Origin of the sequence: Stagnihabitans tardus (assembly GCF_009925085.1) — a bacterium.
Lineage (GTDB): Bacteria > Pseudomonadota > Alphaproteobacteria > Rhodobacterales > Rhodobacteraceae > Stagnihabitans > Stagnihabitans tardus.
In genome coordinates, this window is sequence record NZ_JAABNR010000025.1 from 1 (window position 1) to 18,026 (window position 18,026).

The window sequence follows — 18,026 nt, forward strand, 5'->3', positions numbered from 1 at the left end:
CTGACACCTTGATCATCGGTCCATCAGGTCTCCCCAACTTCCCTACAAGGCCGATATGCTAGCTTTCAGACGCCGATGCGCCCAAACCGCCCGCATATCCCTTCGTTCATTACAGTTTCAAAGAGCAAGAGGACAAAACATGTCCGAGGCGCCAGTCTCCCAGCGTTCCCCGAACCGCCTTATCTTCAGTTTTCGCTTCGCTTCCGCTCAGCTCCCGTCCCGCTTCCAACACCGTCTGGCGTCGTCTTCGTTTCGGTGAGGCGGTATTTACGGAGACAGATCAGAACCCGCAAGAGGAAAAATCAGACCACGTGACGATTTTCTGACGCCTTTCGCAAAATTTCCAAGCCTGCTTGAAAATTTTCCTTGCGAAAAATCCTGGGCCGCCCTCTCCTGTTGCCTTCGCAAGGACAGCGAGGGGCCGAGTTCTCCACAGAAACCGGCCCCCATGTGGATAACTCAAGCGAATCCAGCACCTTGATGGGTCACGCGACCGGCCGAAACCGTCAGGGCGATTCCCATCTGGCCGATCTGGGCGAAGGGTGTCGCCTCGATATCGCCGTCCAGAAGCACCAGGTCGCCCGCCATCCCGATCCGCAGCATGCCCGTCACATCGTCGAGCTTCGCCGCCCAGGCGCCGCCCGCCGTATAGCCATGCAGGACCTCCATCAGGGTGAACCTTTCATCCACACCGCCTTCATAGACAGCCCGGGTCATCGCCGCCTGGATGCCCCGCAGGATCGAGATATCGGTGACCGGCCAATCGCTGGCCAGGGCCACCGGGGCGCCGGCCTCTTTCAGCGTCCGCCACAGATAGGCGTCGTCCCAGCGGTCGCGGCCGATGATCTCTTCCATGGTCGGGGAGAAGGGGAAGTCCATCGCCCCCGGAGGATGCGGCGGCTGCACGGAGGCCGTGATCCCCAAAGCCCCGAGCCGCGGGATATCGGCCTTGTCGATCAGCTCGATATGTTCGATCCGGTGGCGGCTGTCACGCCGCCCGTTGCGGACCATGGCCGCCTCGTAGCCGTCGATCGTCTGGCGCACGGCGCCATCGCCGATGGCATGGACCGCGATCTGCAATCCCCGCCGGTCGATCTCGGCGCAGACATCGCGGAACTGCTCCAGCTCGAACAAGGGCACCGAGCGCGCCTGCGTGCCGGGATAGTTCCGCAGCATATAGGCGGTGCGGCTGTCGACCACGCCATCCATGAACATCTTGACGAAGCCAGAGCGCAGCCAGTCGCCCCGGTAAAGCCGGTCCATCTCGGAGGCCCGCTCCAACTCGGACAGCGCCATCGTGGGCTTCATATGGAAGGGCACCACGACCCGCGCGGTCAGATCCCCCGCGGCTTCGATCTCGGCCAGGACCTGCAAGGTATAGAGGTTGCCATCCATGTTGACCATGGAGGTCACCCCATGCGCCGCGCAATGCGCAAGCCCGCGCTTGAAATGCACCGCATCCGCCGCCCGCTCAGCCGCCCCCGCCCCCTCGGGCTCCATCCCCGTGGCGATGCCCACGTTCATCCGCTTGTAGCCCGCCGCCTCGATCACCGGACCAAAGGCCTCGAACTCGCGCAGCTCACCCGTCGCAAGCCCGTCCTCCATCACCACCTCATGCCCCTCGGGCATCACGGCGCCATGCAAGAGGCCACAGAGCTCCAGGCAGGCGGTGTTCGCCCAGACCGTGTGATGATCCGGCGAGGTCATGGCAAAGGGCCGCGCGATGATCGCATCCAGAAGCTCGCGCGGCTTGCCGGCCCCGAGGCAGCCATAGCCCGCGCCCTGCGCCATCAGGACAGGGTCCGAACGCCCCTCGGCATAGGCCCGCACCCGTGCCGCCACCGCGTCAAAGCCGCAAACGCCGCCCAGTTGCAGCTGATCGAGCTCTGACCCGCCAAGCCCCAGGTGCAGATGGCTCTCGACAAAGCCCGGCAAGAGCGTCCGCCCCCCGGCCTGCACCACCCGCGTCCCCTTCCCCCGCAGCGTCAGCACGGCCGCATCCGACCCCACCGCGACGATCTTGCCGCCCGCCACCGCCACGGCCTCGGCCCGAGGACGCCCGGCATCCATCGTGATAACCCGCGCGCCACAAACGATCAGATCCGCTTCCATCTCTCTCACCCTCTCCGAGAACTCCCGCCCTCGTCTTTCAATTTGGCTCAAATATCCCGGGGGTCCGGGGGCAGCGCCCCCGGCGCTCTCCGTCAGCGCTCCGCCATGACGCAAAGCATCTCGAACATCAGGTTCACCGCCAGCCAGGCCGTGTTCCCCGTCTGGTCGAAGGGAGGCGAAACCTCCACCAGGTCCGCCCCCACGACATTGGCCCCGCGCAAAGCCCGCGCGACCTGAAGCGCCTGCCAGGAATTCGGCCCGCCCACTTCCGGAGTCCCCGTCCCCGGCGCGAAGGTCGGATCGACGAAGTCGATGTCATAGGTGACATAGGTCTCCCCACCCCCGATGATCTCGCGCACCTCCGCCATGACGTCATCGACGCCGCGCTTGTGGAACTCCTCGATCCCGATGATGCGAATGCCCTGTTCCGCCGCGTAATCCCAATCGTCGCGCCCGTAAGCCGTGCCGCGTATCCCCACCAGCACATAGCGCGCGGGATCAATCAGCCCCTCCTCCATCGCACGCCGGAAGGGCGTGCCATGGGTATACTTCCCCGTCCCGAAATAGCAGTCGTTCAGGTCGGTATGGCTGTCGAACTGCACCAGCCCCAGTTTCCGCCCCTTGGCGAGCCCCCGCAGGATCGGCAGCGTGCAGAGGTGATCCCCGCCCCCGGTCAGGGGCCTGACCCCCGCCACACGCAGCCGGTCGTAAAACGCCTCCATCCGCGCGAGGCTGTCCATCAGGTCCGCCGGGTTCGGGCTCACATCCCCCAAATCCGCGCAATTCTGCAATTCAAACGGAGCCACCCAGGTCACCCCATTCTTCGCCCGGATCATGGTCGACAGGTCGCGCAGCTGGCGCGGCCCATGCCTCGGCCCCGGACGGTTCGTCGTGCCGCCATCCCAAGGCGCCCCCACCAGGCCGATCGTCACATCCTTGAAGCGCGGATGGTCGAAATCCACGTAAGGCAGCCGCATGAAGGTCGGGACCCCTGCGAATCGCGGCAAGTCCAGCCCGGACACCGGTTGAAAGAACGGATCACCCGCCATCATCGTCTCCTCATTCCACCGCAAGGCGAACGCCCGCGTATCGAAGCCAGTCAACACCCCCAGAGCCGCCCCCACAAGCCCATCCGCGACACCCAAAGGGCGGGAAATGGCCGCCTCCCCCTTGACCAAGCCCCCCCTTTCCGTCCTTATCGGCCCAACCTCTTCGGGACCTGACACATGTTCACCAAGACCGAGCCGATGACTTCGCCCAATGCCCCCGCCCGCCCCGGCGCCAATTCCAAATCGGTGCTTGCCGCCGACCTGCGCATCGTCGGAGAGATCACCTCCTCCGGCCAGGTCGAGGTCATGGGCGAGGTCGAGGGCAATCTCGTCGCCAAGGGCCTGGTGATCGGGGCCGAGGGCCGGGTCTCCGGCACGGTCAATTCCGACATCGTCGAGGTCAAGGGCGTGCTGAACGGGTCCGTGAAATCGCAAAGCTTCGCGCTGCGCTCGACCGCCGAGGTCCAGGCCGATGTGACCTATTCCACCCTGACCATCGAAAGCGGCGCCCAGATCGAGGGCAAGTTTGCCCTGAACAAATAATGATCGGGGTCAGCCACCACGGCGCCATCACGCGGATCACGCTGCAAAACGGCGCCAAGCTGAACCCGCTCTCGTCGCAGATGCTCCAGGCCTTGACCGACGCGGTCGAGGCCTTTGCTTCCTCTGACGCCCGCGTCCTGGTGATCGCGGCGGAAGGAAAGGCCTTCTGCGCCGGCCACGACCTGCGCGAGATCCAGGGCTTCCGTGCCGACCCCGACGGCGGCGCCGCCCGGATGACCGCGCTCTTCACCCAATGCTCGCGCCTGATGCACCGCATCGCGACCCTGCCCAAGCCCGTCATCGCCGAGGTCCAGGGCATTGCCACCGCCGCAGGCTGCCAGCTTGCCGCCTCCTGCGATTTCGTGGTCGCCGCCGACCACGCGCGCTTTGGCGTGAACGGCATCAACATCGGCCTTTTCTGCTCGACCCCCATCGTGGCGCTCTCGCGCAAAATCCCCCCCTCCGCCGCCTATGAGCTGGCCGCAACCGGCGATTTCCTCGACGCCGCCCGCGCGCAAAGCTTGGGCCTCGTGACCCGCGTGACGGTGCCTGAGGACCTGACGGCCGCGACCATGGCCTTGGCCGAGAAGCTGGCGACCAAGCTCCCCAGCGCCCTGGCCATCGGCAAGAGGGTCTTCGCCGCGCAAGCGGGCCTGGCGCTGGACCAGGCCTATGCGGCAGCCACGCCCCTGATGGTGGAAAACCTGATGAACGCCGACACCGACGAGGGCCTGCAAGCCTTCATCGAGAAGCGCCAGCCCCGCTGGTAAAGACCCGGGGTATACCCCGGGGCCCTAGCCCTCGACCCGCACCCGCGTCACGACGACGGCCAGCACCAGGGCCGCCAGCGCAAAGCCCAGAAGTGCGGCATAGACCGCCCCCGTTCCGAACCCGTCCAACAGCACGGCCCCCAGCGAAGGCGCCGCCGCCGAGGCCAGGATGGGCGAGACCGCCGAAGCGCCCGAGACCGCGCCAAAGCCCCTGCGGCCGAGCACCTCGGCGATCAGCATGGGCCGCATGATCGACATGAGCCCCACGCCCGCGCCCTGCACCGCCACGACGACGAAGACCAGCATCGGCGCCGCGCCCGCCAGGATCAGCAAGCCCCCCGCCAAAGCCACGGCCAGGACCGAGACCCTTGTGGCCGCGCGATTGGTCACCCGGCCTCCGCCCACCATCAGCACCAGCCGGCCCACCAATTGCGCAGGCCCAAGGCAGGCGGCGGCAAAGGCCGCGGCCTCGCGGCTGACGCCCCGCTCCTCGAACAGCGGCAGGATATAGGTCAGCAATATCCCGTGATCGAGCCAGATCAGCGCGAAGATCCCCGCGATGCCCCAGAACTCCCAGCGGGCCAGCGCCGCGCGGAGCGCGCCCTGGGCCGCCTCGTGACGCGGGCTTTCCCCGCGCCCGAGCCGCTTCATGGCGTAAAGGTTCAAGGGCACGGTGATGACCAGGGTCATCAGGGCAAAGACCGGATAGGCGCCCTGCCCGCCCAAGGCCCCCGCCAGGTAATGGCCCAGCGGAAAGGTCATGGTCCCTGAAAGGCCGGCAACCAGGGTGATCCGCGTGATCCCCTCGCGGGCGTTCGGCCCCAGGTGGCGGGCCAGCATGGCGAAGGTGCTTTCATACAGGCAGCCCGCCTGGGCCACCCCCATCAGCGCCCAGACCGCCCACCACTGCCAGGGCTCGCGCACGAAACCCAGGGCGCCGACACAGGCCACCGCCAGAACCGGCGTCCAGATCATCAGCCCCGCGCCAAGGCCCCGGTCGACCAGGCGGCCCGTAAACGGCGTCAGCGCCGCCATGACCAGCGACCCCAGGGTCGGCCCGAAGGCGAGCGTCGCCTTGCTCCACCCGGTTTCCGCCAGCAGATCCGGCAACATCGCCGGATAGGCATAGAAGACCCCCGCGTAGATCACCAAAAGCCCAAGCGCCAGCGCCCAGACCGCATGGCGCTGATCCCTGGTCACAGCCCGTAAAGCCCGGAGAACTTGGCTTCCAGGTAGTCCAGAAGCGGCCCCTCGGAGGGCGCGAAACCGCAGGCATGTGCGATGGTCTCCGACGGCGTCCGCAGACCGCCATGGCGCTGCAAGCGCTCCTTCAGCCAGCCCACCGCGCCCGAGGTATCGCCCTTGGCCAGGGCCTCCTCGACCCCCGGCAGATCGCGCCGCAAGGCCTGCCACAGACAACCCGCATAGACATTGCCCAAAGTATAGGTCGGGAAATAGCCAAAGAGCCCGACCGACCAATGCACATCCTGCAAAACCCCGTTCGAGGGCTTGTCCACCTTGACCCCGAAATCCGCCGCAAACCGCGCGTTCCAGGCCTCTTCCAGGTCGCCCACTGCAAGGTCACCCCGGATCAACGCGCGTTCAAGGTCGAAGCGCATCATGATATGCAGGTTGTAATGCACCTCGTCGGCCTCGGTCCGAATGAAGCCCGCCTGCACCCGGTTCACCGCCCGCAGGAACTCTTGCGCAGAGGACACGCCCAGGGCGCCGAACCGCGCCTCCATCCGCCCGTAAAGCCAAAGGGCCATCGCCCCGCGCCCGATCTGGTTCTCGTAGATCCGGCTCTGGCTCTCATGCACCCCCATGGACACGCCACGCCCCGCCGGAGTCATCTTGAGCCCACGGTCGATGTTCAGCTCGTAAGAGCTGTGGCCCACCTCGTGGATCGTCGAGTAAAGACAGTTGAACGGATCGCTCTCCACCACCCGCGTCGTGATCCGGCTGTCATCGCCCGAACCCGAGCTGAAGGGATGCACCGCCAGGTCGATCCGCCCGCGCGTGAAGTCATAGCCGTAAGCCTCTGCCACCTCGCGCGCCAAGGCCAATTGCCCCTCGGCCGGGAAATGGCCGCTGACCCGGGGCGCGGCCTTGCCGATCACCTTCTCGCGCAGGGCCACCAGCCTTGGCCGCATCCGGTCGAACATCGCGCCGATGGTGGCCGCCGTGGCGCCGGGCTCGTAATCATCCATCAAGGCATCATAGAGATCGCCGCCCTCGGCCAGACACGCCGCCTCCTGGCGCCGCAGGCCCACGACCTTCTCCAGCGTCGGCAGAAAGGCCGCCACGTCCTCCTTCGCCCGCGCCTCGGCCCAGACGCCTTGCGCGACCGAGGTCACCCGCGCCAGCTCCTGCGCCAGGGCCCCCGGGATCTTGACCGCCCGCGCATGAGACCGCGCGATCAGCCGCAATTGCGCTTCGCCTGCGGCATCGGGCGCCACGGCGGCCCCCAGCCACTCCGCGATGCGCGGATCGGTGCGGCGGGCATGCAGGATGCCCTCCATCGCCCCCATCTCCTCGCCGCGCTGCTCGGCGGCGCCCCGCGGCATCATCGTCTCCTGGTCCCAGCCCAGGCGCTCGGCCACGGCGGCAATCGCCTGGGTCTCGCGCTCGAAAGCCATCAAATCGGTGAAAGCGTGGTTGTTCATGCCGTTCCCTTCCGGATCGAGCCCTGGATGGGCGCCGCCGCCAAATGTCGTGCCCGCATCACCAGGACCCAGAGGAGGATCGCCCCCACCTGGTGGCTGATCGCAGGATGGATCGCCGCCGCCGCCAGCACCGTGACGATGCCCAGGACGACTTGCAGGACCAGCGCCGCCAGCACCCAATGGAAGGCGCGGCGCGTGCTGGCATGGGGCGAGGCGCGCCCCTTGACCCAGGCATAGATCCCATAGGCCAGGATCACATAGGCCATCATCCGGTGGACGAATTGCACCAGGGCCGGGTTCTGCAAGAGGGCGCCGTCAAGGGCCTCGGGCGGCAGGAAGGCGCCGTTCATGTCCGGCCAGGTCGGGTAATACTGGCCCGCGTCGATGCCCGCGACCAGGGCGCCCAGGATGGCCTGGAGGAACAGGAAATGCATCAGCCCCGTGGCCTTGACGGCCAGCTTCTTCTCCCCCGCCCGGCGCGCGACCATCAGTTCGGTCTCGCTGCGGCCGAGCTGAAAGACCCAGGAGGCGATGAAACCGAAGATCACGAAGGCCCCGCCCAGATGCGCCGCCAGCCAGACATTGGCGACCGAGATCATGCCCTCCTTCAGGCCGGAATGGACCATGAGCCAGCCGATCAGGCCCTGAAGCCCGATCAAGGCGCCCAGAAGCCAGAAGCGCTGCGACCAGCCCGGCGGGATCTTGCGCGCCAGCGCCAGGCCCGCGAAGCCCACGGCCCAGACCAGGCCGATGACCCGTCCCAGAAGCCTGTGGCCCCATTCCCACCAATAGATGCCCTTGAACTGCTCCATGGTCATGTTCGGGTTCAGGTTCTTGCCCTGCGAGGAGTCCTGATACTTGGCGAATTCCTGCGCCCAGTCGGCCTCGGACAGGGGCGGCAGGGTGCCCATGACCAGGTTCCATTCGGTGATGGAGAGGCCGCTTTCGGTCAGCCGCGTCAGGCCGCCCACCGGGATCATCACGGCGACGAGCAGGAAGATGACGATGAGCCAGGCGCGCACCGCCCCCCGCCCCGCCTTGGGCCCCGAGATCATGCCCGCCTTGGGGCCCTCGACCTTTTGGCCGACCTCTTCGAAAATGCTGCGCTTGGCTGCCATGGATCACCCCTCGTGCTGGGGCCAGACCCTAGTCCGCCGCCCGGGGGGCTTCAAGGGGAGGAGGATCACGGAGGGGTCATGAGACGCGGCCCCGACACCTAGACCGGGCGGGAGAGGGCTCGGATTTTCTGCGAAAATCCTCGCCCCGCGCGGCGGCCCCGGCGCTTAGGCCTCAGGGCGCGACGCGGACCGGGCAGAGGCGGGCGGAAAAGCCGCGCATCCCTTTGTCGTCCTGCTCATAATCCATGAAGACCAGCATCCCGACCCCGGGCCGCAGCGCCTCGACCCGGACCTGCCGATCGGTCACGGCACCCATGTCGGCGGCAAGGCCCCCCGGACCCGCGCCCAGATCGGTCGAGAGCTCGGCAAAGGGGGCGGAGACCTGCAACAGGCGCCGCTCCCCGGGCTTCAGGACCAGGGCTTCCGAAGCGGCCTCGCCCGGGGGAGGTGCCGTTTGCGCCGCGCCTGCGGGGCCGAAGTCGCAATCCCCCCAGGCCCAGGCCCCCGGCTGCTCCATGACCGGCGCGAGGCTCCCGCTGCCCAGAAGGCAGGCATGGACCTGCCCCGCGCCGTCCCAAAAGCGCAACTCGGCCTTGGGGCCGCCTTCCCTCGCCCGCTCGCTGAAGACGAGGGCATGGCGCGGGTCCTGGAGGCCCTCGAAAAAGGCGAGGCCCTCGCCCAGGACCTCGACCCGGTCGAAGTCTACGGGTGTCGTGACCATGGCCGGGAAGCCCGTGGGCACCAGGCCCGGCAAGGGACCGTTCACCGCGCAGGGCGGCGGTTCGGCGAGGACCGGGGCGGCCAGGAGGCAAAGCGCCCCCAGCGCGGCGCCCCGCCTCAGCAGCGCAGGGGTCTTGCCAGGCAAAGTCCTTGCCAATTTCTTAACGGAAAACAGGGTATGAAATGAATTCAACGCATTACCTCCCCTTGCACGCGTGCAAGGCCGCTATTTCCCCGGGTTCTTGATCCGGTAGGCGATCTGGCGGAGCATGCCGTGAAAGGTCTGAACCTCGGCCCTTGTGAGCCCCAGCCGGGACCACATGTTCCGCAGGGAGGTCTTCATCTTCGGCGCCTTGTGGGCCGGAAAGAAGAAGCCCGCGGCCTCGAGGTCTTCCTCGTAATGGGCGGCCAGGGCCGCGATCTCCCCGGCATCGGCGAGATCGGCGCCGGCCATCTCCATGACGACCGGAGCCACCTGAACCGTCTGCCGCCGCCATTCATAGGCCAGGAGAAGCACGCATTGGGCGAGGTTCAGGCTGAAGAACTCCGGGTTGACCGGGACCGTGACGATGGCATTGGCCCGCACGATATCCTCGTTCTCCAGCCCCGCCCGCTCGGGTCCGAACAGAAACCCCACCCGCTTGCCCTGGGCGGCCATCTCGCGGGCCAGCTCCATGGCTCGTTCAGGCGTATAGACCGGCTTGGTCAGCTCCCGCCCCCGCGCCGTCGTGGCCATCACGAAATCGCAGTCCTTCAAGGCCCCGTCGAGGTCCGCAAAGACCCCCGCCTGGTCCAGCACCCGCCCCGCACCGGAGGCCAGCGCCACCGCCCGCTCATTGGGCCAGCCGTCCCGAGGGCCGACGACCCGCATCCGCTCCAGCCCGAAGTTCAGCATGGCCCGGGCGGCTGCCCCGATATTCTCCCCCATCTGGGGCCTGACGAGCACGAAAACCGGGGGGATCATGGCGCCTCCATTCTGCCCTGCCCCCTTACAGAAACCCGTCCCCCTAGGCAACCGCCCGCCCTTGGGCTAAACCGCCCCAAAGCGAGGTATCCAGATGTCCGAAGATCGCCCCCAGATCAACCTGATCACCCCCCCGGTGATCGACCTGATCACCTTCCCCGACCAACTGGCCTCGGTCATGGACGCGGTCGAGATCGCCTGCCTGCGCCTCTCGCTGGCCACGAAGGACCCCGATGACCTCGGCCGCGCGGCGGATGCCTGCCGCCTCATCGCCCATGCCCGCGACGTGGCCATCGTGATCGAGAACCACGTGGCCTTCGTCGAGCGCCATGGCCTCGACGGGCTCCACCTCACGGACGGCGGCCGCCATATCCGCACCCTGCGCAAAGACCTCGGCCCCGACGCCATCCTCGGCGCCTGGTGCGGGGTCACCCGCCACGACGGCATGAACGCCGCCGAGGCCGGGGCGGACTATGTCTCCTTCGGCCCCGTCGGCCCCTCGCCGCTCGGAACCGGAGACCTCGCCCCCCATGACCTCTTCCAGTGGTGGTCCGAGATGATCGAGGTCCCGGTCGTCGCCGAAGGCGCCCTGACCCGCGAGCTCGTGGCCTCCCTCGCCCCGGTCACCGATTTCTTCGCCCCCGGGCCGGAGATCTGGACCTCCGAGGACCCCGCCAAGGCCTTGAAGGCGCTGCTGGCGCCGATCCTTTAGGGCCTGGAATCAAGCGCCTGGCCCCTGCCAGGTCGGAGGTTGCCCCCCCTGACCCGCGACAGCAACGCCTTCGCCCCGCCTGCGGAAACCAAGTGCCTCGGCTGGGCGCGCGATCGCCAATCCCGGCCAGGTGGTGAAGGGCGGTGACCTGCGCCTTCATCCGAGGTATGCGAGCTTGAGGCATGAAGTGCTGCGCGATCCGATGCAGGCCTTCAGGGCAAATCCTTAACGCCAAAGGGAGGTCTTCAAGATGGTCTGGGGCATCGTGTTGCCGACTGGATTTGGCAAGCACTTTCCAAGAAGCGACTTCGTCGGTTGGAAAGAGCACCTGAGCCGTCGGTTGAAGGACCTGGCCCCAGAGGTGAAAGCCATGATGGATGGGTCCGTGGCGGATTACTGCTACCGGGTGTCCGAGGCGTTCACCCGCGAGGTCAGGAACCCTGCCAGGAGTCAGTCTCCTGTCCGCATGCCTGACATTGATGAGCTGCCGCAGGAAATTCGGCTGGAAGGCGCCCATACGGACTTGGCGGCGTTCTTCATGACACGCGATCGCATGTTGGCCGTCGACGAGCAACTTAGGACCATCATCGAAGCCTTGGAACCGGGGGGGCATGTCTTCTGGCCGCTCCGGCTTACGACATCCAAAGGCGCGGACCTTCCGAAGCGCTACTTCGGATTGATCATTGGCCGCTTCTTGGACAGTTTTGATCTCGAAGCAACTCCGCCCGAGTCTGTCACCGGGACGGGCTATCAAAGGCAGGCAAGTGGCATGACAATGGCCGTTTTTGCGACATTGGCCTTTCGGGCCGACCAAATCGGCACTTCGCATCTTTGGCGTGAACGGCGTTTGTTGCGCCCGAGGGTTTTCCTGTCCGACATCTTGCAGGCCGAAATCCTCAAAGCCGGTCTGAACATCCCAAAGCATCACAAGGTGAAGACCATTTGAGGATGCCCCTGCCGTTGGCGGGTCTTCAAGCCCCCGATGTAACCTCTCAACAGATCGCCGAACGCCCCCATTCATCTTTTCGCAAATATCCCGGGGGGAGAGGGCGAAGCCCGAGGGGGGCAGCGCCCCCCTCGCCCGCAGGCGAAGGCGAATGCCGCAGCCGAGGCAAAAGGCTTGGCCAAAGGCCGCAATTTGCTTCGTCCGCTTACTCCGCCAGCGGATGCGAAGTGCGGATCACCCTTTCGCAGTAATTCGCCAGGACCTTGCGGTTCTCGAAGGCCGCCACCGTCACCGGCGCATGGAAGATCACCTCGACGGAGCCCCCGCGCCGATCCCCCAGCACCATCAACAGATGCGGCCCGAATTCCATGTCGCCCCACCAGCCGTAATGGCGCGGATCGCAACCCTCCGGCGCATGATAGACCACGGTCACAGGCTGAACCTGCATCGGCGGCGCGGTCTCGACCGTGAAAAACGCCTGGAACAGCGTCGATTTGAAGGGCAGGATGTGCAGCGCATCGGTGCTGGTCCCCTCAGGGAAAAACAAAAGCTTGTGCCCCGCCTTCAGCCGCGCCTCGAAGAGCTCTTGCTGCTTCTTGGCCTCGGTCCCCTTGCGCGCGATAAAAACCGTCCCAGTGGCGCGGGCCAGGATGCCGATGCCGGGCCAGCCATGGACCTCTTCCTTGGAGACGAAATAGACCCGCGCTGCCGCGTTCAGCGTGAAGATATCCAACCAGGAGGAGTGGTTGGCGACAATCGCCCCCGGCTCCTTCAGCGCGCGGCCCTTGACCGTATAGCGGATGCCCAGGATCGCCATGGCCGAGCGGCAGACGAATTGCGTGATGAACGGCGTCCAGGGCCGTCTAACGCCATAAAGCGGCGCCTCGACGGCGCGCAGCACCAGCATGACCAGAAGGCAGCCATAGGTCAGCCCGCCCAGAAGCAGCCCCCGCCTCAGGACGCGCAGCCAGCCCATGACCCCAAGGGGCGGCATCGCCATCTCGGCCGCGTTCCAGTCATTCATGCCTCGCGGCCCTTCCGGATGTGAAAATCGCGCCGCCTTGCGCTCATCTGCGCCGTGTCCATCACGAGGCAGACATCCACCGTGTTGAAATCCCGGTCGATGAAGGCCCCGTCCGAGACATGACCTCCCAGCCGCAGATAGGCCTTGATCAGCGCGGGCACATGGGCCGCGCAATCGGGCGGGCAGAGGTCCATGCGCTGCGCCCCGTGGGAAAGCGGCGTGACCCGCAAGGCCTCGGGCGCGCGGTGGTTGTGCCAGAGCCAGGAGAGCGGCTTGGCAAGGCCCTCGACATCGGTGCCATGAAAGGAGGCCGGGCCGAAGAGCACTTCGATCCCGCGGTCCTGGACGTAATCGGCCAGGCCGTTCCACAGCATCAGCATCGAGGTCCCGCCCCTGTGGTCGCGGTGGACGCAGGACCGGCCAAGCTCCAGGAGCCGCCGCCCCGAGGCGCGCAGGGCGGAAAGGTCGAACTCCGCCTCGCTGTAGTAACGGTCGGTGCGGCCCGGCGGCAAAAGACGATAGACGCCCACGACATCCGAAAGCGTCGCCGGGTCGCGGCGCGGGTCTATCAGAAGAAGGTGATCGCAAAGCGGGTCGAAAGCGTCGCTCTCCAGCCGGGCCGCGTGGTCGACGCCCGGCCCATCGGCCCCAAGTTCGCGCACGAAGACCTCGTAGCGCAGCCTTTGCGCGGCGGCCAGGTCGCGCCCATCCCGCGCCAGCCGCAGCGTCAGCCTCAGATCATGCACTGTCATCGCCGCCCCCTCACGCCTCTCGCTCCCCCCTCCTGCGGCAGGAATGCTGCCGTTTTGTGACAGGCCCCGCAAGCCCTCCCTACTTGGCCCCCTACTTGGCGTTGCCGAAATCCAGCACAAGGTCGATTTGACCCAGGTCGATCACAACCTTTCCTTGATGCTCGAAGTTAACCGTGCATTTACCATTAATGAGAGATTGTACCTGACCAAGACCCCAGTCGGGGCACTGGGGGTGCCTGACCAGCATGCCCGGCTCCAGAAACGACCGCATCGACTGCCCCTTCGAAAGGAATCCCATGAGCGACAAGTCAGATCTCGCTGCCCTCCTGGGCTCGCGCATCTGCCATGACCTTATCAGCCCGATCGGCGCGATCGGCAATGGGTTGGAGCTGTTGATGATGGAAACCGGCTCGCGCGGGCCGGAGATGGCGCTGATTTCCGAAAGCGTGGCCCATGCCAATGCGCGGATCAGGTTCTTCCGCGTGGCCTTTGGCGCCGCAGCCGGTGAGGCGCGGCTGGGCCGGGCCGAGGTGGCCTCGATCATTTCCGACATGACCAAGGGCGGGCGGTTGTCGATCGACTGGCAGACGGGGGCGGACCTGTCGCGGTCGGAGGTGAAGATCGCCTTCCTGCTTCTGATGTGCCTGGAATCGGCCATGGCTTACGGCGGCAAGATCACGGTGCAGGTCGATGGCGGGCGCTGGTCGATCATGGGCGAGGCGAACAAGCTGCGCATCGATCCCGCCCTTTGGGCCGTGCTGGCCGATCCGACGGCCGAGCCGGAGATCACGCCCTCGAACGTGCATTTCCCCTTGGCCGCCGAAGAGATCTCCCGCCGCCAGTTCCGCCTGGCGGCCGATCTCGGCCAGACCTCGATCAAGCTGAGCTTCTGAGGGGCCGTCACGGATTGCGCCGGGCGTGCTGACGGCCCCGCGTCACCTTGCGCGGATCGGCCATGCGATCCCGCCAGGGACCCGCCGTCCCGGGCTTGACCCGGGACCTCGACCCAAGAGGACCGACCCCCAGCCCGCGGGCGCAACATCCGTTGCACCGATCCCCCAATGACATGGAGGCCCCGGGTCAAGCCCGGGGCAGCCCAGCTTTTGGGACAAGGGCGCGAGACCGCCTCAGTCCCGGATCGTCCCATCCCCGGTGACCAGGTACTTGAACGAGCACAGTTGCTCGGCCCCCACAGGGCCGCGCGCATGCATCTTGCCGGTCGCAATCCCGATCTCGCCGCCAAAGCCGAACTCGCCGCCATCGGCGAACTGGGTCGAGGCATTGCGCATCAGGATCGCCGAATCCAGCCTCTGGAAGAACCGTTCCGCCGTCGCGTCATTCTCCGTCAGGATGCTTTCGGTATGGCTGGAGCCATATTTGCGGATATGGGCGATCGCCTCATCCACCCCATCCACCAGACGCGCTGCGATGATCATATCGAGGAATTCCCGGCCGAAATCATCGGGCGCGGCCCGCACGGTCCCCGGGATCTTCAAGAGCTCCCCTTCCGTGCGCACCTCGACGCCCGCCTTGATCAGGTCCTCGATCAGCACGGCGCCATGCTTGGTGTAGAACTGCCAGTCGATCAGCAGGCATTCCGCCGAGCCACAAATCCCCGTCCGCCGCGTCTTGGCGTTCAAGACCACGCGGCGCGCCTTCTCCAGGTCGGCATCGCGGTCGGCATAGACGTGGCAGATGCCCTCCAGATGCGCAAAAACCGGCACCCGCGCCTCTTCCTGCACGCGGCCCACCAGCCCCTTGCCACCGCGCGGGACGATGACGTCGATCCAACGGGTGGCCCGCAGCATCTCCCCCACCATCGCGCGGTCCGTCACCGGGATCATCTGGATCGCCGCCTCAGGCAGCCGCGCCTCCTTCAGCCCCGCCACCATGCAGTCGTAAATCGCCATCGAGGTCTCGTGGCTCTCCGAGCCGCCGCGCAGGATCACGGCATTCCCCGCTTTCAGGCACAGGGCCCCCGCATCGGCGGTCACATTCGGGCGGCTCTCATAGATCACCCCCACGACACCCAAGGGCGTCGCAACCCGCTGAATATGCAGCCCATTCGGCCGGGTCCATTCGGCCAGAACCCGCCCGACCGGGTCCTTCTGCTCGGCAATCGTCCGCAGGCTGTCCACCATCCCGCGGATCCGCCCCTCGGTCAGCACCAGCCTGTCACGCATCGCAGGCGTGATCCCCCGCGCATCCGCCGCCGCCAGGTCCATGACATTGGCGTCCAGGATCTCCTGCCGCCGCTCCCAGACGAAATGCGCGGCACTCACCAGCGCTGCATATTTCCGCTCCTGCGAAGCATAGGCCAGCTCCGCCGCCGCCGCCCTGGCGCGCGCGCCAATCTCATTCATCAGGCCCGAGAAATCCTCGACCATCCCTAAACCCTTTCAATTTGGCCCAAATATCTCCACGGGGGTCCGGGGGTGTGAAACCCCCGGGCGCGTGGGATCAGACCACCATATCGTCGCGATGCACCAAGGCGGCCCGGCCCTCATAGCCCAGGATCGCGGCGATCTCGCCCGAGCGATGCCCGGCAATCGCCTTCGCCTCCGCCACCGTATAGCGCACCAGTCCCTTGCCGATCACGTCGCCCGCTGGCGAGACCAGGGCCACCGGATCGCCTCGCCCGAAGTTCCCCTCGACCGAGACAACCCCGGCGGGGAGCAGGCTCTTGCCCTCCGCCATGGCCTTGACAGCTCCTGCATCCAGCCGCAGCTCACCGCGCGGCTTCATCGCGTTGATCCAACGTTTCCGCGCCGCCTGGGGGTCGCTTTGCGCGACGAACCAGGTCCGGTTCGCGCCTTCGGCGAGCGCCTTCAGCGGCCGCAGCACGGAACCTTCCATGATCGCCATGGCACAGCCCCCGGCGACGGCCGTCTTGGCGGCCAGGAGCTTGGTCTTCATCCCGCCCTTGGAGAGCCCCGAAATCGGGTCCCCCGCCATGGCCTCGATGGCCGGCGTGATCTTCTCGACCAGGTCAAAGCGCTGCGCCGTGGGGTCTTCCTTCGGATTGGCCGAATAGAAGCCATCGACATCCGAAAGCAGGATCAGCTGATCCGCCCCCACCGTCACCGCAATCTGCGCGGCCAAGCGGTCGTTGTCGCCAAAGCGGATCTCGTCGGTCGCTACCGTGTCATTCTCGTTGACGATCGGGACAACCCCAAGGCCCAACAGAGTCTCCATCGTCGCGCGCGAGTTCAGATAGCGCCGCCGGTCCTCGGTATCCTCCAGCGTCACCAGGACCTGCGCGGTGGTGATCCCATGCGGCGCCAGGACCTCTTCATAGGCCCGGGCGAGCCGGATTTGCCCCACCGCAGCACAGGCCTGCGACTGTTCCAGCGTCAAAACACCGCTGCCCAGCCCCAAAACGCTGCGCCCCAGCGCAATCGAGCCCGAGGAGACCAGCACGACATCGGCCCCGCGCACCTTGGCCTCGGCCACATCCATGGCCAAAGCCGAGAGCCAGCCCTGCCGCAGCCCCTTTTCGCGGTCGACCAGCAGGGCCGAGCCGATCTTGATGACCACCCGTTTCGCGGCCCGAATATCGGGAACGCTCAGTTGGACGCGGGATGCCAAGGCGTTGCCTCCACCGGTTTTGCGGATGCCTCCGCGATGTCTGATTGCAGGGCGCGCAGCACCTCTTGCAGCCCCTTGCCCGCCACGCCGGAAATCACATGGACCGGCCCGCCCGAGGCTTTCTCCAGCGCGCGGCGGCGGTCGGAAATCTGCTTGGCGTCCATGGCGTCGCATTTGGTCATGGCCAGGACCCGGCGCTTGTCGCCCAGGACCTCCGAGTAAGCCTCGATCTCCGTGATGATGGTCCGGTAATCCTTGGTGATGGTCGAAGAGGTGCCATCGACCAGATGGAGTAGCACCTTGCAGCGCTCGACATGGGCGAGGAACTGGATGCCGAGGCCCCTTCCCTCATGCGCGCCCTCGATGAGCCCCGGGATATCGGCCATCACGAATTCGGTCCCGTCGATGCCCACAACCCCGAGGTTGGGCACAAGCGTCGTAAAGGGGTAATCCGCGATCTTCGGACGCGCGTTCGACACGGCGGCCAGGAAGGTCGACTTCCCCGCATTGGGCAGGCCCAAAAGCCCCGCGTCCGCGATCAGCTTCAGCCGCAGCCAGATCGTGCGCTCCACCCCCGGGATGCCCGCATTGGCCCGCGCCGGAGAGCGGTTGGTCGAGGTCTTGAACCGCAGGTTCCCCCAGCCGCCATTGCCGCCCTCTGCCAGAAGCACGCGCTGCCCGACCGAGGTCAGGTCGGCGATCACCGTCTCTTCGTCCTCGTCCAGGATCTCGGTCCCCAGCGGCACGCGCAGGGTGATGTCATCGCCCGACTTGCCGGTCTTCTGGCTGCCCATGCCGGGCTGGCCGGACTTGGCGAAGAAATGCTGCTGGTAGCGATAATCGATCAGCGTGTTCATGCCCTCGACCGCCTCGACCCAGACCGAGCCGCCCCGACCGCCGTCCCCGCCATCGGGCCCGCCGAATTCGACGAACTTCTCGCGCCGGAACGAAACGCAGCCGCCACCGCCGCCACCCGAGCGGATATAGACTTTGGCGAGGTCGAGGAACTTCATGGGCGCACTCCTTGGGATTTCCAGCCGATAAACGCCAAGGCGGCAAGGC

Annotated in this window: 18 protein-coding genes; 5 read left to right on the plus strand and 13 right to left on the minus strand. The window is 66.5% G+C overall.

The window, feature by feature from the left end:
* Positions 1-459: 459 nt before the first annotated feature.
* Positions 460-2,112, minus strand: coding sequence for an amidohydrolase (locus GV832_RS18245; RefSeq protein ID WP_168776321.1), 1,653 nt, complete (start codon positions 2,110-2,112; stop codon positions 460-462).
* A gap of 92 nt (positions 2,113-2,204) precedes the next feature.
* A complete protein-coding gene (locus GV832_RS18250) occupies positions 2,205-3,161 on the minus strand; it encodes an agmatinase (protein ID WP_168776365.1) in 957 nt (318 codons plus the stop codon).
* Positions 3,162-3,338: 177 nt separating this feature from the next.
* Between GV832_RS18250 and GV832_RS18255 the strand changes: the two genes are divergently transcribed.
* Together GV832_RS18255 and GV832_RS18260 are read left to right on the plus strand one after the other, a co-directional pair.
* Entirely contained in the window at positions 3,339-3,704 is a 366-nt protein-coding gene (locus tag GV832_RS18255) for a bactofilin family protein (protein ID WP_168776322.1), read from the plus strand.
* Entirely contained in the window at positions 3,704-4,474 is a 771-nt protein-coding gene (locus tag GV832_RS18260) for an enoyl-CoA hydratase (RefSeq protein ID WP_168776323.1), read from the plus strand. Before GV832_RS18255 ends, GV832_RS18260 begins: the two co-directional genes overlap by 1 nt.
* 24 nt (positions 4,475-4,498) lie before the next feature.
* Here GV832_RS18260 and GV832_RS18265 read toward each other — a convergent pair whose 3' ends face one another.
* The 5 genes from GV832_RS18265 to GV832_RS18285 all read right to left on the minus strand — a co-directional run bounded on the left by GV832_RS18265 (position 4,499) and on the right by GV832_RS18285 (position 9,942).
* A complete protein-coding gene (locus GV832_RS18265) occupies positions 4,499-5,674 on the minus strand; it encodes an MFS transporter (RefSeq protein ID WP_168776324.1) in 1,176 nt (391 codons plus the stop codon).
* On the minus strand, positions 5,671-7,140 hold the full coding sequence (locus GV832_RS18270; protein WP_168776325.1) for a carboxypeptidase M32: 1,470 nt from the start codon (positions 7,138-7,140) through the stop codon (positions 5,671-5,673). The genes GV832_RS18265 and GV832_RS18270 overlap by 4 nt, the downstream gene beginning before the upstream one ends.
* Positions 7,137-8,258, minus strand: coding sequence for a COX15/CtaA family protein (locus GV832_RS18275; RefSeq protein ID WP_168776326.1), 1,122 nt, complete (start codon positions 8,256-8,258; stop codon positions 7,137-7,139). The genes GV832_RS18270 and GV832_RS18275 overlap by 4 nt, the downstream gene beginning before the upstream one ends.
* A gap of 172 nt (positions 8,259-8,430) precedes the next feature.
* Positions 8,431-9,123: a hypothetical protein gene (locus tag GV832_RS18280; protein WP_168776327.1), complete on the minus strand. Its 693-nt coding sequence runs from the start codon at positions 9,121-9,123 to the stop codon at positions 8,431-8,433.
* 81 nt (positions 9,124-9,204) lie between these two features.
* The gene (locus tag GV832_RS18285; protein ID WP_168776328.1) at positions 9,205-9,942 is read right to left on the minus strand and encodes an RNA methyltransferase; all 738 of its coding nucleotides are present in this window, start codon (positions 9,940-9,942) and stop codon (positions 9,205-9,207) included.
* A 94-nt stretch (positions 9,943-10,036) separates the two neighbouring features.
* Between GV832_RS18285 and GV832_RS18290 the strand changes: the two genes are divergently transcribed.
* On the plus strand, positions 10,037-10,654 hold the full coding sequence (locus GV832_RS18290; protein WP_168776329.1) for a thiamine phosphate synthase: 618 nt from the start codon (positions 10,037-10,039) through the stop codon (positions 10,652-10,654).
* A gap of 250 nt (positions 10,655-10,904) precedes the next feature.
* The gene (locus tag GV832_RS18295; protein ID WP_168776330.1) at positions 10,905-11,600 is read left to right on the plus strand and encodes an imm11 family protein; all 696 of its coding nucleotides are present in this window, start codon (positions 10,905-10,907) and stop codon (positions 11,598-11,600) included.
* A gap of 205 nt (positions 11,601-11,805) precedes the next feature.
* On the opposite strand, the gene olsA is transcribed toward GV832_RS18295, so the two are convergent.
* The 3 genes from olsA to GV832_RS18310 all read right to left on the minus strand — a co-directional run bounded on the left by olsA (position 11,806) and on the right by GV832_RS18310 (position 13,647).
* A complete protein-coding gene (olsA, locus tag GV832_RS18300; RefSeq protein WP_168776331.1) occupies positions 11,806-12,624 on the minus strand; it encodes a lyso-ornithine lipid O-acyltransferase in 819 nt (272 codons plus the stop codon).
* Positions 12,621-13,376: an L-ornithine N(alpha)-acyltransferase gene (gene olsB, locus GV832_RS18305; RefSeq protein ID WP_168776332.1), complete on the minus strand. Its 756-nt coding sequence runs from the start codon at positions 13,374-13,376 to the stop codon at positions 12,621-12,623. Before olsB ends, olsA begins: the two co-directional genes overlap by 4 nt.
* A 91-nt stretch (positions 13,377-13,467) precedes the next feature.
* Positions 13,468-13,647 (minus strand): DUF3553 domain-containing protein, encoded by a 180-nt coding sequence (locus tag GV832_RS18310; protein ID WP_168776333.1) that lies wholly within the window; start codon positions 13,645-13,647, stop codon positions 13,468-13,470.
* 25 nt (positions 13,648-13,672) lie between these two features.
* Here GV832_RS18310 and GV832_RS18315 point away from each other — a divergent pair, with 25 nt between their 5' ends.
* Positions 13,673-14,269 (plus strand): histidine phosphotransferase family protein, encoded by a 597-nt coding sequence (locus tag GV832_RS18315; RefSeq protein WP_168776334.1) that lies wholly within the window; start codon positions 13,673-13,675, stop codon positions 14,267-14,269.
* A gap of 234 nt (positions 14,270-14,503) precedes the next feature.
* Here GV832_RS18315 and GV832_RS18320 read toward each other — a convergent pair whose 3' ends face one another.
* The 3 genes from GV832_RS18320 to obgE all read right to left on the minus strand — a co-directional run bounded on the left by GV832_RS18320 (position 14,504) and on the right by obgE (position 17,977).
* The gene (locus tag GV832_RS18320) at positions 14,504-15,763 is read right to left on the minus strand and encodes a glutamate-5-semialdehyde dehydrogenase (RefSeq protein WP_168776335.1); all 1,260 of its coding nucleotides are present in this window, start codon (positions 15,761-15,763) and stop codon (positions 14,504-14,506) included.
* A 73-nt stretch (positions 15,764-15,836) separates the two neighbouring features.
* Positions 15,837-16,946, minus strand: a complete 1,110-nt coding sequence (gene proB / locus GV832_RS18325; protein ID WP_435531774.1) for a glutamate 5-kinase — start codon at positions 16,944-16,946, stop codon at positions 15,837-15,839.
* Positions 16,943-17,977, minus strand: coding sequence for a GTPase ObgE (obgE, locus tag GV832_RS18330; RefSeq protein WP_168776337.1), 1,035 nt, complete (start codon positions 17,975-17,977; stop codon positions 16,943-16,945). Before obgE ends, proB begins: the two co-directional genes overlap by 4 nt.
* Between the last annotated feature and the right edge of the window lie 49 nt (positions 17,978-18,026).

Excerpts from the sequence above, each read along its gene's own strand:
- GV832_RS18255 (WP_168776322.1), top strand. The coding sequence starts at position 3,339 with ATGTTCACCAAGACCGAGCCGATGACTTCGCCCAATGCCCCCGCCCGC.
- GV832_RS18250 (WP_168776365.1), bottom strand. The coding sequence starts at position 3,161 with ATGGCGGGTGATCCGTTCTTTCAACCGGTGTCCGGGCTGGACTTGCCG.
- GV832_RS18310 (WP_168776333.1), bottom strand. The coding sequence starts at position 13,647 with ATGCGGTCGTTTCTGGAGCCGGGCATGCTGGTCAGGCACCCCCAGTGC.
- GV832_RS18290 (WP_168776329.1), top strand. The coding sequence starts at position 10,037 with ATGTCCGAAGATCGCCCCCAGATCAACCTGATCACCCCCCCGGTGATC.
- GV832_RS18270 (WP_168776325.1), bottom strand. The coding sequence starts at position 7,140 with ATGAACAACCACGCTTTCACCGATTTGATGGCTTTCGAGCGCGAGACC.
- GV832_RS18285 (WP_168776328.1), bottom strand. The coding sequence starts at position 9,942 with ATGATCCCCCCGGTTTTCGTGCTCGTCAGGCCCCAGATGGGGGAGAAT.
- obgE (WP_168776337.1), bottom strand. The coding sequence starts at position 17,977 with ATGAAGTTCCTCGACCTCGCCAAAGTCTATATCCGCTCGGGTGGCGGC.
- GV832_RS18295 (WP_168776330.1), top strand. The coding sequence starts at position 10,905 with ATGGTCTGGGGCATCGTGTTGCCGACTGGATTTGGCAAGCACTTTCCA.
- GV832_RS18260 (WP_168776323.1), top strand. The coding sequence starts at position 3,704 with ATGATCGGGGTCAGCCACCACGGCGCCATCACGCGGATCACGCTGCAA.
- olsB (WP_168776332.1), bottom strand. The coding sequence starts at position 13,376 with ATGACAGTGCATGATCTGAGGCTGACGCTGCGGCTGGCGCGGGATGGG.
- GV832_RS18315 (WP_168776334.1), top strand. The coding sequence starts at position 13,673 with ATGAGCGACAAGTCAGATCTCGCTGCCCTCCTGGGCTCGCGCATCTGC.
- GV832_RS18320 (WP_168776335.1), bottom strand. The coding sequence starts at position 15,763 with ATGGTCGAGGATTTCTCGGGCCTGATGAATGAGATTGGCGCGCGCGCC.
- olsA (WP_168776331.1), bottom strand. The coding sequence starts at position 12,624 with ATGAATGACTGGAACGCGGCCGAGATGGCGATGCCGCCCCTTGGGGTC.
- GV832_RS18245 (WP_168776321.1), bottom strand. The coding sequence starts at position 2,112 with ATGGAAGCGGATCTGATCGTTTGTGGCGCGCGGGTTATCACGATGGAT.
- GV832_RS18275 (WP_168776326.1), bottom strand. The coding sequence starts at position 8,258 with ATGGCAGCCAAGCGCAGCATTTTCGAAGAGGTCGGCCAAAAGGTCGAG.